Source organism: Brevibacterium daeguense (genome assembly GCF_021729135.1).
GTDB classification, from domain to species: Bacteria; Actinomycetota; Actinomycetes; order Actinomycetales; family Brevibacteriaceae; genus Brevibacterium; species Brevibacterium daeguense.
In genome coordinates this window covers 89,354-104,970 of record NZ_JAJTWW010000004.1, presented here as the reverse complement: position 1 = coordinate 104,970, position 15,617 = coordinate 89,354, and the positions used below count along the sequence as shown (strand labels likewise).

Annotated in this window: 14 protein-coding genes; 10 read left to right on the top strand and 4 right to left on the bottom strand. The window is 70.4% G+C overall.

The annotated features are described in order from the left end of the window. Positions 1-36: 36 nt before the first annotated feature. On the top strand, positions 37-1,437 hold the full coding sequence (locus tag LXN01_RS05315; protein ID WP_236863540.1) for an MFS transporter: 1,401 nt from the start codon (positions 37-39) through the stop codon (positions 1,435-1,437). 95 nt (positions 1,438-1,532) lie between these two features. Here the strand turns inward: LXN01_RS05315 and LXN01_RS05310 are convergent, their stop codons facing one another. Continuing rightward, complete coding sequence (locus LXN01_RS05310) at positions 1,533-2,600, bottom strand: alpha/beta hydrolase fold domain-containing protein (protein WP_236863539.1); 1,068 nt, start codon at positions 2,598-2,600, stop codon at positions 1,533-1,535. 35 nt (positions 2,601-2,635) lie between these two features. Then, positions 2,636-3,391 carry an SDR family oxidoreductase gene (locus tag LXN01_RS05305; protein WP_236863538.1) on the bottom strand — a complete coding sequence of 252 codons (756 nt, stop codon included), beginning with the start codon at positions 3,389-3,391 and terminating at the stop codon, positions 2,636-2,638. 229 nt (positions 3,392-3,620) lie between these two features. On the opposite strand from LXN01_RS05305, the gene LXN01_RS05300 reads away from it, so the two are divergent. The 9 genes from LXN01_RS05300 to LXN01_RS05260 all read left to right on the top strand — a co-directional run bounded on the left by LXN01_RS05300 (position 3,621) and on the right by LXN01_RS05260 (position 13,839). Next, on the top strand, positions 3,621-4,919 hold the full coding sequence (locus LXN01_RS05300) for a TetR family transcriptional regulator (protein WP_236863537.1): 1,299 nt from the start codon (positions 3,621-3,623) through the stop codon (positions 4,917-4,919). Then, positions 4,916-6,514: an ABC transporter substrate-binding protein gene (locus LXN01_RS05295; protein WP_236863536.1), complete on the top strand. Its 1,599-nt coding sequence runs from the start codon at positions 4,916-4,918 to the stop codon at positions 6,512-6,514. Before LXN01_RS05300 ends, LXN01_RS05295 begins: the two co-directional genes overlap by 4 nt. After that, positions 6,511-7,470, top strand: a complete 960-nt coding sequence (locus LXN01_RS05290; RefSeq protein ID WP_236863535.1) for an ABC transporter permease — start codon at positions 6,511-6,513, stop codon at positions 7,468-7,470. The genes LXN01_RS05295 and LXN01_RS05290 overlap by 4 nt, the downstream gene beginning before the upstream one ends. Then, on the top strand, positions 7,470-8,429 hold the full coding sequence (locus tag LXN01_RS05285; RefSeq protein WP_236863534.1) for an ABC transporter permease: 960 nt from the start codon (positions 7,470-7,472) through the stop codon (positions 8,427-8,429). The genes LXN01_RS05290 and LXN01_RS05285 overlap by 1 nt, the downstream gene beginning before the upstream one ends. Then, positions 8,426-10,273, top strand: coding sequence for an ABC transporter ATP-binding protein (locus LXN01_RS05280; RefSeq protein WP_236863533.1), 1,848 nt, complete (start codon positions 8,426-8,428; stop codon positions 10,271-10,273). The genes LXN01_RS05285 and LXN01_RS05280 overlap by 4 nt, the downstream gene beginning before the upstream one ends. A gap of 147 nt (positions 10,274-10,420) precedes the next feature. Then, the gene (locus tag LXN01_RS05275; protein ID WP_236863532.1) at positions 10,421-11,359 is read left to right on the top strand and encodes a TetR family transcriptional regulator C-terminal domain-containing protein; all 939 of its coding nucleotides are present in this window, start codon (positions 10,421-10,423) and stop codon (positions 11,357-11,359) included. A 25-nt stretch (positions 11,360-11,384) separates the two neighbouring features. Then, on the top strand, positions 11,385-12,278 hold the full coding sequence (locus LXN01_RS05270) for a beta-keto acid cleavage family enzyme (RefSeq protein WP_236863531.1): 894 nt from the start codon (positions 11,385-11,387) through the stop codon (positions 12,276-12,278). Then, entirely contained in the window at positions 12,278-13,378 is a 1,101-nt protein-coding gene (locus LXN01_RS05265; protein WP_236863530.1) for a 3-hydroxyacyl-CoA dehydrogenase NAD-binding domain-containing protein, read from the top strand. Before LXN01_RS05270 ends, LXN01_RS05265 begins: the two co-directional genes overlap by 1 nt. Then, the gene (locus LXN01_RS05260) at positions 13,375-13,839 is read left to right on the top strand and encodes a thioesterase family protein (RefSeq protein WP_236863529.1); all 465 of its coding nucleotides are present in this window, start codon (positions 13,375-13,377) and stop codon (positions 13,837-13,839) included. Before LXN01_RS05265 ends, LXN01_RS05260 begins: the two co-directional genes overlap by 4 nt. Here the strand turns inward: LXN01_RS05260 and LXN01_RS05255 are convergent. Together LXN01_RS05255 and LXN01_RS05250 are read right to left on the bottom strand one after the other, a co-directional pair. Continuing rightward, the gene (locus LXN01_RS05255; protein WP_236863528.1) at positions 13,827-14,903 is read right to left on the bottom strand and encodes an Fpg/Nei family DNA glycosylase; all 1,077 of its coding nucleotides are present in this window, start codon (positions 14,901-14,903) and stop codon (positions 13,827-13,829) included. The two genes, LXN01_RS05260 and LXN01_RS05255, sit on opposite strands and share 13 nt — an antisense overlap. Next, positions 14,903-15,568, bottom strand: a complete 666-nt coding sequence (locus tag LXN01_RS05250) for a GNAT family N-acetyltransferase (RefSeq protein ID WP_236863527.1) — start codon at positions 15,566-15,568, stop codon at positions 14,903-14,905. Before LXN01_RS05250 ends, LXN01_RS05255 begins: the two co-directional genes overlap by 1 nt. Positions 15,569-15,617: the final 49 nt, after the last annotated feature.

Here is a 15,617-nt window from a genome sequence, read left to right as displayed (position 1 = left end):
CACCGGACAGCTGAGCAGCGGGGGAGGGTGCCGGCTGTGAGCACGGGAGCGGGCGCCTCGGCGGTGCGCGAGCCGGGCCGGGTGGCATACCTGGCCCTGCTGGGCACGACCTCGGTCGGGACGCTGTCCGGCAATGTCATCAACGCACCCCTGCACCGGATTCAGCAGGACTTCGGCGCGACCGACAGCCAGACAGTGCTGGCGGTGGCGGCGTTCACCATCTCCATGGTGGTGTTCGTGCCGCTCACCGGCTGGCTGTGCGACCGGTTCGGGCCGGTGCGGGTGGTGCTGGCCGGTCTCGTCGTCATGGTCGTGGCGCAGGCCCTGGCGGCGTTCTCGGTCAATCTCGAGATGCTCATCGCGCTGCGGGCGGTGCAGGGCATCGCCTGCTCGGCCTATCCACCCGGCGTGCAGCGCGCCCTGGCGGCGCTGTGGCCGTCGAAGGGCCAGGCGGCGATGGCCGCGTGGGCGTCGGCGATCGGCGTCGGGCAGGCGATCGGCCCTCCCGTCGGCGGTCTGGTGTCGGAGCTGTTCGGCTGGCGCTCGGTGTTCGTCTTCCAGGCCGTGCTGTGCGTGCTCTTCGCGATCGCGATCGTCGCATTCGTGCCGAAGGTCGAGGGCGTCAACGCGCCGATCCACGGCCTCGGAATGATGATGCTGATGATCGCGATGGGCGCCACGGTGCTGACGATCACCCTGATCGGCCAGCGGGCGGACCCGGTCACGGAGATCGTGGTGGCGATCATCGCCTCGGCGGGCCTGGCGGTCTACGCCTTCCTCGCCACCCGCTACCCGGAGAAGCTGCTGGAGCCGCGCTCGCTGCTGGAGAAGCGCTACATCCGCGGCACGGTGTCCGCGGGGACCACGATGCTGGTGATGGGCGTGTGCCTGGTCACCCTGCCGCTGTACCTGGGCGAGCACCTCGGCCTCACCCCCGGTCCGGTCGGGCTCGTGGTGTTCGCGATGGCGCTGTCGATGGCGCTGTCCGGGCGGCTGACGTCATGGCTGTCGGAGAAGCTGTCGACTCGGCTCGTCATCGAGCTGGGTCTCGGGGTGCTCATCATCGCGCCGCTGGCGCTGGGCTGGTGGACCGGGTTCGAGGCGCCCGCGGTGGCGGGCCTGTCCTCGACAGCTGTGCAGGTGGCGGGTGTCGTGCTGATCCTGCTGGTGATCGGGGTCGGCATCAACGCCGGGCAGAGCATCGCCGCCTTCGCGATCTCCCGCTCCGCCGCCGCCCAGAATTCCATGGCCTTCGGGATCCACAACACGGCGCGGTTCATGGGCCTGGCCACCGGGTACGCATGGGCCGCGCTGATCTATCCGCTGGGAAACACGGTGCTGCTGTACGGCGGAGCCGCCGCGGTGGCCCTCATCGCACTGCTGACCACCGTCATCGGCGGACCGGCCGGACAGGTTCCGGCGCGCGCGAACCGGTAGCGGCGAAGCCGCGGCCACGCGCGGAGGCGCTGCCGCCGGCAGGGCCGCTGCTCGGCGGGACGCGTCACTTTCCGGGGCGGCGCGCGCCTCGGTGGTCAGGCTTGGGGTGCGGCTGCCTCGAACCGGGAGCGGACGAAGGCGGCTCCGCCGGCCAGCACCTCATTGGCCTCGTCGAGCATCCGGCCGAAGTGGATGAAGGAGTGCAGGACGCCCGGCACAATCCGCCAGGAGACGTCGTGCCCGTGGTGGGCCAGCAGGGTGCCGAACGCCCGAGTGGAATCGGCCAGCGGGTCGAGCTCAGCACCGATGATGTAGGCCGAGGGCAGGGGTGCCGACAGGTCCGCGGAGAGGTGGTCGACGTAGGGGCTCCGTCGGTCTTCCGGGCCGGAGAACGGGCTCAGGTCCGGCTGATCCAGGTCGGCGGGACCCATGTCGTCCCAGAAGCCGCCGTACAGCCGTGCCGAGGCGGAGTCGGCCAGGCCGTGTCCGCCGTAGTAGAGCACCATCGCCCGCACGGAGCTGAAGGCGCGGTCGGCTGCACCTGCCGGCAGCTCCGGCACCGACTGCGGGTCGTCGCGCAGCAGCAGGGCGGTGGCCACCGACAGCATCGCCCCTGCGGAGTCACCGGCCACGGCCAGCCTGTCCGGGTCGATGCCGAAGCTGTGCCCGTTCACCGCCAACTGGGCGACGACGCCCGCGCATTCGTGCAGCGCCTGCGGGAACTTCGCCTCCGGTGACAGCGAGTAGTCGACACTGACGACGGCGGCTCCGCTGACGTCGGCGAGCACCCGGGTGATGCGGTCGTGGGTGTCGAGATCGCCGACGTTGAAGCCGCCGCCGTGGAAGTACACGATCGCCGGGAGCGAGTCGCTGTCCGAGGGGCGGTGGATCCGCACCGGCACGTCCACGCCGGCGGCTCTGATGTGCAGATCCTCGGTGCGGAAGGGCTGCGGTCCACCGACGTTCCAGAACGACCGCTCGTCGCGGTAGTCCTCACGCATCCGGGCGGCCAGCGCGATCGGGTCGACCGGCTCCGCTGGAGGTGAGGCCTGAGATGCCAGGCCGGCCCTGCGGGCCAGCTGGTGTTCGACGACCTCTCGCATCTGCGGAGTGAACGCAGTGCGGATGTACGCGGGAATGTCCTCGAAAGTCTGTTGCGCCATGCTTTCAACCTACCCCAGGGCACTCCGCGCTCAGATCACACTCCGCCGACGAGGCCCTTTCCGCCGTCGAGGACGAGCACCTGGCCGGTGATCCAGCTGGCCTCGTCGGAGAGCAGGAAGGCTGCGGCTGCGGCGATGTCCTCCGGCGTGCCGAGGCGCTTGAGGGGGTAGCCCGCGGCGACGCCTTCCTCGTCATGGGTGTACAGCTTCTCGGCGAACCGGGTCTTGACCACCGCCGGTGCCACCGCGTTGACGCGGATGTCCGGACCCAGCTCGTAGGCGAGCTGCTTGGTGATGTGGATGAGCATCGCCTTGGAGGACCCGTAGAAGCCGATGCCCTCCGGCTGGCCCAGGCCCGCGACCGAGGCGACATTGACCACCCGGCCGCCGCGCTCGGCGAACGAGGCTCGGTAGACCTTCTGCGTCCAGGACAGGGTCGAGATGTCGTTGACCTCGACGACCTTGCGCGCGGCGCCGAGGTCCAGATCGATCATCGGCCCGTAGACCGGGTTGATGCCGGTGTTGTTGACGAGGATGTCGATGGGGCCGAAGTTCTCCGTCACCTTCGCGATCACCTCGTCCTGATGATCCGGCTGGTCGGCCTTGCCGGCGATCGCCATCGCGTGCTCCGGCCCGCCCAGCTGCTCGACCGCCGCGTCGAGGGCTTCCTGTCCGCGGGCGGTGATCGCGACCTTCGCACCCTCGTCGACCAGGCGCTGCGCGATTCCCAGGCCGATCCCGCGGGAAGCTCCGGTGACGATGGCGACGGAGTTTTCGAAACGACGTGACATGTACTCTCCTTCGAGTTGGTGACGCTGCTGGCGGCACTGCTGGTGGCGCGGGCTCAGGTGGCCTGCAAACGGATTGCTCACTGACGATCGGGTTGCTCATTGAATGGTACTCGAACGATTGTTCATGAGGAGCGCAGGAGGCAATGATCGTGTGACCCCCGGAACAGAAAAGCTGACTGCAGCGCAGTTCCAGTTGCGATTTTCGCACTCGCTTCCTAGGGTTGACCTCATGCCTGAAACAGGATCGCGGTTCGACCTGCCCTCTGCGGCGGATCGTCGGCGACCCGAATCGGGGGCTCCGCAGGTTCCCCAGGCTCCCCCTTCCCAGGCTCACCGGGCCCCTCGGGGCCAGCGAGACATCGCCCAGCGCATTCGCCAGGCCCTGCAGCAGCGGGGGCTGACACAGGCCGACCTCGTGCGGAGCACCGGAATCGAGAAGTCCAAGCTGTCGAAGTCACTGGCGGGCGACCGCAGGTTCCGGATCGAGGAGCTCGCATCGATCGCCAGGACCCTCGGCGCCAGCCTCGAGTGGCTCGGCGAGGGTGACGGCACGGCCGCCGCCGAGGAGGAACCCGCTGCGGCGCCCCCAGGCGGAGCGGCGAGCGGGGCCGTCGAGGCGCCCGCAGGCGGAGCCGCGATCCCCACGCCCCGGAATGCCGGTGGTTCTCCTGCCGGCAGGGAGCACGCCGTCGTTCCACGTGCCCGCTCGAGAGCGGGGATGGACCGCATCGGCGAACCCGTCAGGCGCACCGACCGGGTTCGCCTGAGGATCACGGAGACCGCCTGGCGCCAGTTCTCGGAGCGCGGCTTCCACCGGGTGCGGATGGCCGACATCGCCGCGGAGGCGGGCATCAGTCCGGCGGCGGTGCATTATCACTTCACCTCCAAGCGCCAGCTCTTCCTCGCCTCCCTGCGCATCTCCGCGGAGAACGTCGACCGCGATCGGGTGGAGATTCGGCGATCGGCTCCGGTGGAGTCGGCGTCGGATCACGTCGCACTGCTGCGCCGACTCATCGAGCTCAAGGTGCCGCCGAGCATTGCGGAGGATCCCGTGCTCGACGGGAACGGCCCGGCCCTGGATGGCAGCGGTCGGGAATCGGATGAGCCCGACGGGAACGATGAGACCTCCGCGACTGCTGCGGGCGGGAGCGCGATGCTGTCGGGGGACTGGTCGATCTGGCTGCAGAACTATGCGGAGATCGCCGTCGGCGAGGGCAGCCGGGACGACGCCGCGATGCTGGCTCGGAGCTGGAACACGATGCTCACCTCGTGCCTGGCCGCCGGTCAGCGCGCCGGGGCGTTCTGCGAGCGCCCGCCGGAGGAGGGGGCCGCCGAGCTGTCGATCTTCCTCGACGGCGTGGTGATCCGGGCTCTGGGCGACGCCGACCTCGACGTGAACCGGACGATCGACTCCTACCTCCACCACGCGGTCCTCGCCCCCTCGAACGACGCAGCACCCGCACTCGACCAGCCCGAATCTTCCGCATCTGACCACACCGAGTCGCACAACGAAGGAGAACGCGAGTGAGTCGCTCTCGACCAACTCCACCGGCCTCGCTCAGCCCCGCCGCGCGGCCCAGCCGTCGCGCAGTGGTCGGCGGCGGGCTCGTGCTGGGGATCACCGGTCTGCTGTCCGCCTGCGCGGGCGGACAGGTCGCCGGCCCCGACGTCCGATTGACCGGCCCTCCCCAGCAGGGAGGGCGGCTGCGCGTGGGATTCGTCGGCGGCGGCGCCTCGGACACCCTCGACGGCGCGGTCGCCACCAACCTCGGCGACATCGCCCGCGCGATCAACATGTACGACACGCTCTTCCACTTCGACGACGACTACACGCTCCAGCCGATGCTGGCCACCGAGATGACGCCCAATGACGACGCCAGCGTCTGGACGGTCACCCTCCGCGACGGCGTGAAGTTCTGCGACGGCCGGGAGTTCACCGCCGACGACGTCGTCGCCAGCGTCGAGCGGATCATCGACCCGGATGATCCGAAGAGCGGCGCGGCTTCGCTGGCCCACCTCGAATCGGTCACCGCCCTCGACCGCCTCACCGTCGAGCTGCGGCTCAACGCGTCGGACACCTCCCTCATCGAGGTCTTCGCGCAGTACAGCCTGATCATGGTTCCCGCCGACTTCGACGTCGAGAACCCGGTCGGCACCGGGCCGTTCATGCTCGACAGCTTCACGCCGGCGCAGTCGACGGTCCTCAAGGCCAACCCGCACTACTGGGGCGCTGAGGGGCCCTACCTCGACGAGATCGCGCTGCTCAACTTCAACGACACCGACGCGCTCATCAACGCCCTGCTGTCGAGCCAGGTCGACGCGGTCGCGCAGATCCCGTCTGCGCTGGCCGACGTCATCGCCGCAGACACCCGGATGCGGATCCTCGACTCCGAGACCGGCATGTGGCTGCCCTTCACCATGCGGGTCGACGTCGAGCCCTTCGACGACGAGCGCGTCCGCCAGGCCTTCCGGCTGGCGGCGGACCGGGAGGGGATGGTCGAGCAGGTGCTCTCCGGCCACGGCCGGGTCGGCAACGACATGTTCGCCCCCTTCGACCCTGCCTATCCCGACTTCCCGCAGCGCACGCAGGACATCGAGGAGGCCAAGCGGCTGCTCGCCGAGGCGGGCTATCCCGACGGCATCGACGTCGAGCTCGTCACCGCCCCGATCCAGGCGGGCGTCGTCGAGGCGGCCCAGGTCTACGCCGAGCAGGCTGCGGCGGCGGGGATCCGGGTCTCGATCAACCGGATGGACCTCACCGCCTACTGGGGCGACTACCTCAACTATCCGTTCTCCCAGAGCTTCTGGTACACCCGCAACTTCCTGCCGCAGGCCAATTCGAGCATGCTGCCCGATTCGCCGTTCAACGAGACCCACTTCGACGACGAGGAATTCATTGACCTCGTCCGCCGCGCCCGCGCGGAGACCGACGATGCGGCCCGCGGGCAGCTCATCGAGCAGGCCCAGCGCATCATGTACGAGCGAGGAGGCAACATCATCTGGGGCTTCGCGGACCAGCTCGACGCCTACCAGGCCTACGTCGGCGGACTCAAGGAGAACGCGACCGGCGTCCCGCTGTCCGGATTCCAGCTCCACCGCGTGTGGATGGGGGACCTGGCATGATCGCCCGCCTCGTCGTCCGCCGACTCCTCATCAGCATCGTCATCCTCTTCGCGGTCTCGCTCATCGTCTTCTTCGCCACGCTGCTCCTGCCCGGTGATCCGGCGCGGGCGATCCTCGGGCAGCAGGCGACCCCGGAGCGGATCGCGGCGATCAACGCGCAGATGAACCTCGACGCCCCGCCGTGGACCCGCTACTTCCTGTGGCTGGGCGGGCTCTTCACCGGTGACCTCGGCACCTCGGTCGCCACCGGCCAGCCGGTCAGCGAGCTGCTCGGCGAGCGGGTGGGCGCCTCGGTGTTCCTCATGGTCGCCGCAGCGCTCATCAGCGTGCCGGCCGGCATCCTGCTCGGTATCTACTCCGCGCTCCGCCGCGGCAAGGCCGTCGACTCGGCGATCACCGGCATCTCGCTGGTGCTGGCCGCGCTGCCGGAGTTCGTCGTCGGCATCGCGCTCGTGGCGTTCTTCTCCACCACCGTGTTCACGATCCTGCCGGCCGTGACGATGCAGCCACCGGGGACCCAGGTGTGGGATTTCCCGCTCCAGCTGGTGCTGCCGGTCGCCGTCCTCGTCCTGGTCGTCACCCCCTACATCGCACGCATGATGAGGGCGACGATGATCGAGGTGCTCGACTCCGGCTACGTGGAGATGGCCCGCCTCAAGGGTGTGCCCGAGCGCCGCGTGGTCCTGCGGCACGCGCTGCCGCACGCGATCGGCCCGGTCGCCCAGGTGATCGCGATCCAGCTGGCGTGGATGGCCGGCGGCGTGGTCGTCGTCGAGTTCCTCTTCCGCTATCCCGGCCTGGGCCAGGCGCTCATCGACGCCGTGAGCTACCGCGACGTCCAGGTCGTGCAGGCGGTGACGATGATCATCGCGGTGATCTACGTGATCGTGAACCTGCTCGCCGACATCGTCGGCATCCTGGCCAACCCCAAACTGCGCACCGGAGGTGAGAGCTGATGGCAGAGCAGACACCGGAGCTGCAGCCGCAGTCCCCTGAGACCCGCGCCGTGCTCGCCGGCGATCCCGAGCTGACGAGCACGGACAGCACCGCGAGCAAGGAGGCCCACACCGGCGGCCGCAACACCGTGCTGACCCGCTTCTGGGCGCAGGGGCAGGCGAAGGTCGGCGTGATCCTGACCGCGATCGTCGTCGGCCTGGCGCTGATCGGCCCGCTCCTGCTGCCGTGGGCGACCGGGTACACCACCACCGAATTCGCCGCGCGGCCGTTCCAGCCCGACGGGCTGTTCGGCACCGACAACCTCGGCCGGGACGTCTGGTCCCGCTTCCTCGGCGGCGGTCTGACACTGCTGTACTACGCCGCGCTGGCCACTGCCCTGGGCATGGTGCTCGGCCTCATCCTCGGCATGCTCGCCGCCTATGTCGGCGGCTGGCTCGACTCGCTGATCATGCGTGCCAACGACGTCCTGCTCGCCATCCCGCAGCTCGTGTTCGCCCTGCTGGCGATCACCGTGCTCGGGCCCCAGGGCTGGGTGCTCGTCCTGGTCATCGGCATCACCCATGCGCCCCGGATCGCCCGGGTGGCTCGCTCGGCGACCCTGGGAGTCATCAGCGAGGACTACATCCGCGCCGCGGAGATGTACGCCATGCCCCGGTCCCGGCTGCTCGTCCGCGAGATCATGCCCAACATCACCGGACCGCTCGCCGTCGAGGCGGGGCTCCGGCTGACCTACTCGATCGGCAGCATCGCCTCGCTGTCCTTCCTCGGCCTGGGCATGCAGCCGCCGACGGCGGACTGGGGCCTGATGATCAACGAGAACCGGATCGCGCTGTCGATCCAGCCGTGGGGAGTGCTGCTGCCCGTGGCGGCGATCGCCGTGCTCACGATCGGAACGAACCTCATCGCGGACTCGCTCGCCCGAGCCTCCGCGTCAGCGAATGCAGGTGATCAGTCATGACCCCCACCCGACAGCAGCGCCCGCACGTCCCCGGTGCCCGAGGCGGCCGCGGCTCGGGCCCCCGAGGCGCCTCCCGGGCCCAGCCGGACGTGCAGGTCACTGCCCTGTCCTCCGGCTCGGCCTGGCACGAGCGGCGGGAGTCCGGCGCGAATGTGCTCGAGATCGACAGCCTGGAGATCGAGGCGGTCGCCTCGGGTTCCGCGGTCATCGACGACGTCTCCCTGGCCCTCCGCCCCGCCGAGATCCTCGCCCTCGTCGGCGAATCCGGTTCGGGCAAGACGACCGTGGGACTGTCCGTGCTGGGGCACTTCCGCCCCGGGCTGCGCCACGGCGGCGGCACCGTGACGCTCTACCCCTCCCACACCGACCGGCCGGCGGAGATGACCGCCCTCGACGACGCCGCGCTGCGCCGCCTGCGCGGGGCCCGCGTCACCTACATCCCGCAGGACCCCGCACTCTCGCTCAACCCGGGCATCCGGGTGGGCGAGCAGATCCGCGAGGTGCTCGACATCCACAACTTCGGCGCGTCGGCGGAGGAGCGCACCGAACGGGTGCGCTCGGTGCTGGCTGAGGTCGGACTGCCGGGGGACGACGCCTATCAGGCCCGCTATCCCCACCAGCTCTCCGGCGGCCAGCAGCAGCGGATCGGCATCGCGATGGCGTTCGCGATGTACCCGGACGTGCTCGTCCTCGACGAGCCCACCACGGGCCTCGACGTCACCACGCAGGCGCAGGTGCTCGACACCGTCCGCGACATGACCGTCCGCCACCAGGTCGCGAGCCTCTACATCACCCACGATCTGGCCGTCGTCTCCGAGATCGCCGACCGCGTCGCCGTGATGCTGCGCGGTCGGATCGTGGAGGAGAACACGACCGAGGAGGTCCTCGGCTCGCCCCAGCATGCCTACACCCGGAAGCTGCTGGCCGCGGTCCCGGATCTCGCCGGTCGGAACCGGATCGGCGAGACCGCCGAGCCCGGGGCGCCGGCCGGGTCCGTCCACGAGCCCGAGGCGCCGGCTGGGTCGAGCGCCGGGTTCGCTGGCCGGCCCGAAGCCGGCTCCGCAGCTGCGGCAGTCCGGGCGGCGGGCGCCTCGGCGGTGGTCCTCGAGGTGAGCGAGCTGGGACTGGCCTATGGCGAGAACACCGTGCTCGACGGGATCGACCTCGAACTCGAGGCCGGCGAGTGCACCCTGCTGCTCGGCGAGTCGGGGTCCGGCAAGACCACGCTGTCGCGCTCGATCGCCGGCATCCTCGACAGCTACACCGGGCGGGTCTGCTACCGCGGCGAGGAGCTGGCGAAGAACACCCGTCAGCGCACGCTCGACCAGCGCAAGCAGATCCAGTACATCTTCCAGTCGCCGTTCTCCTCCCTGAACCCCAGGCGCACGCTCGGGCAGTCGCTGGCCGTGCCGCTGGAGATGTCCGGTGAACTCAACGCGGCCGGCCGGCGGGACCGGGTGAAGGACGCGCTCGACGCGGTCCGCCTGGGCCGCCAGTTCTACAGCCGCAGGCCCGGCGACCTGTCCGGCGGCGAGCGGCAGCGGGCCGCGATCGCCCGCGCGCTCGTCAATATGCCCTCGGTGCTGATCTGCGACGAGATCACCTCGGCGCTGGACGTGTCCGTGCAGGCGAGCATCCTCGCGCTGCTGCGCACCCTGCAGGAGGAGCGCGGGCTGGCGATGCTGTTCGTCACCCACAACATCGCGCTCGCGCGCCACATCGCCTCGCGCGTTGCCGTTCTCAACAAGGGCGTGCTCGTCGAGGCAGGGCCCGTCGACGAGGTGCTCGACACCCCCCAGCACGCGTACACCAGGGAGCTGCTCACCAACGTCCCCAAGCTCTGAGGTCGGCTTCGTTGAGGTCGGCCTCGCTGAGGTCGGCCTGCGAGGCGGAGCTCTGAGGCCGCCCGTCTCCTGTCGGATGGGCGGCCTCTCCTGTCAGCCCACCTCCCGCTCTTGCTGATATCGCAATTTCTGACTACAGTTCAGTTCGTGGCCGATGAATCGCAAGAACTCCTCGTGGGCGGGGAATCCGCGGGAGAGGAGCCCGACCTCGGCGCGGCGGTGCGTGGGCGCGTACGGGAGTGCATCGGCGAGACCGGACTGGCGCAGTACGAGTTCGCCGACCTCATCGGCCTCGACCAGACCAAGCTCTCCAAGTCGCTGCGCGGCACCCGCAGGTTCACTCCCGACGAGCTCATCAGGATCGCCCGAGTCGCGGGCGTCACCGTCAACTGGCTGCTCTCCGGCTCGGACTCCACGAGCGCACCGACCGCGGTGCCGGCCCCGGAGGCCCTGCCGCGGCGCGTGGCCGAGGAGCCCGATCACGGGCGCAAGCGGCACCAGATCGTCGAGGCGGCGTGGCGGCTGTTCGCCCAGCACGGCTTCCACGCCGTCCGGATCGCCGACATCGCCGAGGCGAGCGGCACCGGCAGCTCCAACGTGCTCTACTACTTCAGCCGCAAGGACGAGCTGTTCGAGGAGAGCCTGCGCTACTCGGTCAAGCTTGCCTTCGACCGGCAGGTGGCCTCGCTCGATACCGTCGCCGATCCGCTCGAACGGCTCCGCCACCTCGTCGACCTGCAGCTGCCGACCCCCGGCGTGACCGCCGACGAGTGGTCGATCTGGCTGCAGAGCTGGTCGGCCGCGGCGGTCGGCGCGATGTCACAGGAGAACCAGGCCCGCGCCTACCGCCGCTGGTACCAGACCATCCACAAGGCGATCCGCGCCGGACAGGACGCCGGCGCCTTCGTGTCGGAGCCGGTCGAGGACCTGTCCACGCAGCTGACCAGCCTCATCGACGGCCTCGGGATCAAAGTGCTGACCGGGGCGCTGAGCGTGGAGAAGATGCGCGAGCACATCCGCGCGTTCATCGACCGCTGCCTGGTGGCAGGACCGGCGGCAGCGAGACCAGACACAGCACACACCTGAGAACCACCCAGCGAAAGGAACTCCCATGAGTCGGAAAGTCATCCTCACCTGCGCCCTCACCGGCGCCGGTGACACCGTCGGCAAGAGCGAGCACGTCCCCGTCACCCCCGAGCAGATCGCCGACAACGCGATCGCAGCGGCCCGGGCGGGCGCCTCGGTGGTCCACATCCACGTCCGCGACCCGGAGACCGGCCAGGGCTCCCGCGACGTCGCCCTGTACCGCGAGGTGGTGCGCCTGGTCGGCGAGAGCGACGTCGACCCGGTCATCAACCTCACCGCCGGCATGGGCGGCGACCTCGTGCTCGACCCGCACAACCCCACCCAGATGCTGCCCGGCACCGACCTGGTCAGCGGCCTCGACCGGCTGCCCCACGTCGAGGAGCTGCGCCCGGAGATCTGCACCCTCGACTGCGGCAGCCTGAACTTCGGCGAGGGCAGCCTCGTCTACGTCAGCACCCCCGACATGCTCCGGGAGGGCGCGGCGCGGATCAAGGAGCTCGGCGTCAAGCCGGAGCTGGAGATCTTCGACACCGGCCAGCTGTGGTTCGCCAATCTCATGGTTGAGGAGGGGCTGATCGCCCCGCCGCCGCTGTACCAGCTGTGCATGGGCATCCCGTACGGCGCGCCCGTCGACACCGGTCTGCTCACCGCGATGGTCAACATGGTCCCCGAGGGCACCGAGTGGACGTCCTTCGCGATCGGCCGCGACCAGCTCAAGTGGGTGGCCCAGTCGGTGCTGCTCGGCGGCCACGTCCGCGTGGGACTCGAGGACAACCTCTACCTGCGCAAGGGCGTCAAGGCCACCAACGCGCAGCTGGTGGAGAGGGCTGCCGAGATCATCGACAGCCTCGGCGAGTCCGTCGCCACGCCCGACGAAGCCCGCGAAATCCTGAAGATCGACACGAAGGCGACGGTGTGATGACGTCGAACACGCAGGCCACGCAGGCCACACAGACCACGCAGGCTCCGGCCGATCCCGGCCCGGATGCCACCGCTCCGACCCTGGCGGTCGCCCCGCCCGCTGTCGAGGACGTCACCACCGTCGCCTGTGTCGGCATCGGCACCATCGGCGGCGGCTGGGCGGCGTACTTCCTCGCCCGCGGCTATCGCGTCCAGGCCTGGGATCCCTCGCCCGAGGCGCCCGCCCGGGTGCGCGAGCTCATCGCCGCCGCCTGGCCGGCGCTGACCGAGCTCGGCCTGGCCGACGGCGCCGACCCGGAGAACATCACGGTCCACACGGACCTCGCCGAGGCGCTCTCCGGCGCGCAGTTCGTGCAGGAGTCCGCGCCCGAGGTGCTGGAGATGAAGCAGAATCTGCTCGCCGACATCGACGCGGCCGCCGCCCCCGGCGTCATCATCGCCTCCTCGACCTCCGGCTACTCGATGTCCGAGATGGCGGTGAGGGCCGCGCACCCGGAGCGGCTGGTGGTCGGCCACCCCTTCAACCCGCCCTATCTGATCCCGCTGGTGGAGGTGGTCGGCGGGACCGCCTCGGCGCCGGACGCGATCGAATGGTCCTCCCGCTGGTACGAGCACCTGGGCAAGTCCGTCATCACGATGGACCGCGAGGTGCCCGGCTTCATCGCCAACCGGCTGCAGGAGGCCCTGTGGCGGGAGGCCCTGCACATGGTCCGCAACGGCGAGGCGACCGTCGAGCAGATCGACCGCTCGATCACCGACGGGCCGGGCCTCCGATGGCCGCTGCAGGGCCCGATGCTGACTTTCCACCTGGCCGGCGGCAACGGCGGCATGAAGCACATGCTCGACCACTTCGGCCCTTCGCTGAAGTCGCCGTGGACCCGGCTCGAGGCGCCCGAGCTGACCGATGAGCTGCGGGATGCCGTCGTCGCCGGCTGCGACGACGAGGCGAACGGCCGGACCGTGCCACAGCTGGTCGCCGAGCGCGACAAGGCGATCATCGCCATCCGCAAGGTGATCGAGGACCTGCGCACCGGTGCGGGCCCCGCCGGCGTGCACAGCGCAGTCGACGTGGGCGGCCCTGCGGGGGAGGCGCAGTGAGCTCCCTGCCGGCCTACCGGACCCCGGTGGTCGAGGACTGGATCGACTACAACGGTCACCTGTCCGAGGCGTACTACGTCCTGGTGTTCGGGTTCGCCACCGATCAGGTGATGGCCGAGATCGGGCTCGGCCCTGAGGTGCGGCAGGCGACCGGCGCCTCCCTCTACACCGTCGAGGCGCACGTCCGGTACGTGCAGGAGGTTCCGTTGGGCGCGGAGCTCACGGTGACCACGACGATCGTCGGCTCCGGTGCCAAGAAGCTGCACCTGGCCCACGAGATGAGCGTCGGCGGCGAGGTCGTGGCCACCGAGGAGGTGCTGTGCCTGCATGTATCGGGACAGCCTGCCGCCTCGGCCCCGTTCGCGCCCGAGGTGGCCGAGCGGATCGCGGCGTACTCCGCCGGAGGAGCTGAGCCGACGCGGCCGGAGTGGGTGGGCCGCGCCGTCGGTCAGCGGCCCTGACCGACCGGCTCTGACACGGGCTCGGCGAGCCAGGGACCGCGGATCGAGGCGGCGCGCCGCTTGCGAACGATCTGGCAGCGGGGGCACCAGTAGACGCTGCGGCCGCCGACCTCCTGCTCCCGGATCCGGGTGTCGCACAACCGGCACGGCAGACCCTGCCGGTGGTACACGTAGAAGGACTTCTCGCGCGGCACCACGTCCGGGTCCTCGTCGCCGTTCTGGCGGGTGCCGCGGGAGCGCTCGACGATCGTGGCGTGGATATCGCGGTGTTCGGGTTCGGTGGTGACGATGCGTCCGGTGCGTTCGCCGTAGCGCATCAGCGGCACCAGGTCCTCCCACAGGCCGCGCACGATTCCCTCGGTCAGCTCGGTGCCGGGCACGAACGGATCCAGCCGCGCCCGGTACAGCAGCTCCGCCCGGTAGATGTTGCCGATGCCGGCCACCACCGCCTGGTTCATCAGCTGCACCCCGATCGCGGTGCGCGATTTCAGGACGCGGCGCACGAATTCGTTCGGATCCGCGTCGGCGCGGAGCGGGTCGGGTCCCAGGCGAGCGACGATCTCCGCGCGGCCGTCCTCGTCGACCACATCGCAGGCGGTGGGCCCGCTGAGGTCGGCGAGCCCGTGCGGCCCGACGACCCGCATCCGCACATTGGGACCCGGCTCGAGGCGCCGCCAGGAGTGCTCGGCGGATCTCGCCTCGGGGTCGGGCTCAGCCTCCGGTGCGGGAAGTGTTGTCTCCTGCTCGCCCAGGCGGCGCCTCGGCGCTCCGATCGCGTGGACATGGGCGAACTCGGAGTCACCGGCGAACGTCCACGAACCGTAGAGCCCCAGGTGGATGTGCGCGTACTCCTGCGCCCGGCCGCCCTCGGCCGCGACCTCACCCGGCGCGAACCCGAGGAACAGGTGCTTGCCGAAGGCCTCGGCGCTCACGAGGTGCTGCCCGTTGAGGCGCGCGGCACCGGCGGCGAAGCGCCCCTGCGGGCTCGTGACTCCGACCCGCGCGCCGCCGAAGGCCTCCTCGAACGCCGAGGCGAGCCGGTGGACGGTATGACCCTCCGGCATCAGGCGACGTCCTTGAAGAACCAGCACCGGTCGTTCGGTGCCACGATCGAACCGTCGAGCAGCTCGGCCTCGACCCCGCCGAAGGTGAATGGCGGCTCGTCGCCGGGTTCGAGGACGACGAAGCCGGCGCGGTGCACGAAGCTCGCCCGCGCCTGGGGCGTCACGCCGGTGATGAGGGCGCGGGTGGGCAGTCCGGCCTGACCGAGGACCTGCGGCACCATGCCCAGCAGCACGGTGCCGATGCCGCGGGAGCGGAAGGCGGGCGCGGTCGCCAGCGCCCGGATGAACAGGGCGGTCCCGTTGTCGTAGCTCACCGCGGTGATGACGACGGCCGCGACGAGCGCACCGGTGCCATCGCGGACGACAAGTCCCGAATCGTGGGCCCGGAGCTCGAATGCCGAGGCGCCGGCGGCTGTGGATGCCGGTCCCGTCTCGGGAGCCGGTCCCACCTCGGCAGCCGGTCCCACTTCGGCAGCCGGGCCCGCCTCGGGAGCCGGGCCCGCCTCGGGAGCCGACGTCACCTCGCGGATCAGCGCGGAGACCTCGTCCCGGCCGTCGTCGACGAGCAGATCGAACGTGAACCCGTCGTCCACCAGCGCCTGCGCGTAGCGGAGGTGCCGCTTCTTGACGGCGTCGTTGTGCAGCCCGGGGTAGAGAATCGCCATGAGCCCCACCGTATCGCGGGGCTCGGACACCGAATCGCCGGGAACCAGC

Excerpts from the sequence above, each read along its gene's own strand:
- LXN01_RS05310 (WP_236863539.1), bottom strand. The coding sequence starts at position 2,600 with ATGGCGCAACAGACTTTCGAGGACATTCCCGCGTACATCCGCACTGCG.
- LXN01_RS05305 (WP_236863538.1), bottom strand. The coding sequence starts at position 3,391 with ATGTCACGTCGTTTCGAAAACTCCGTCGCCATCGTCACCGGAGCTTCC.
- LXN01_RS05300 (WP_236863537.1), top strand. The coding sequence starts at position 3,621 with ATGCCTGAAACAGGATCGCGGTTCGACCTGCCCTCTGCGGCGGATCGT.
- LXN01_RS05290 (WP_236863535.1), top strand. The coding sequence starts at position 6,511 with ATGATCGCCCGCCTCGTCGTCCGCCGACTCCTCATCAGCATCGTCATC.
- LXN01_RS05285 (WP_236863534.1), top strand. The coding sequence starts at position 7,470 with ATGGCAGAGCAGACACCGGAGCTGCAGCCGCAGTCCCCTGAGACCCGC.
- LXN01_RS05280 (WP_236863533.1), top strand. The coding sequence starts at position 8,426 with ATGACCCCCACCCGACAGCAGCGCCCGCACGTCCCCGGTGCCCGAGGC.
- LXN01_RS05270 (WP_236863531.1), top strand. The coding sequence starts at position 11,385 with ATGAGTCGGAAAGTCATCCTCACCTGCGCCCTCACCGGCGCCGGTGAC.
- LXN01_RS05265 (WP_236863530.1), top strand. The coding sequence starts at position 12,278 with ATGACGTCGAACACGCAGGCCACGCAGGCCACACAGACCACGCAGGCT.
- LXN01_RS05255 (WP_236863528.1), bottom strand. The coding sequence starts at position 14,903 with ATGCCGGAGGGTCATACCGTCCACCGGCTCGCCTCGGCGTTCGAGGAG.
- LXN01_RS05250 (WP_236863527.1), bottom strand. The coding sequence starts at position 15,568 with ATGGCGATTCTCTACCCCGGGCTGCACAACGACGCCGTCAAGAAGCGG.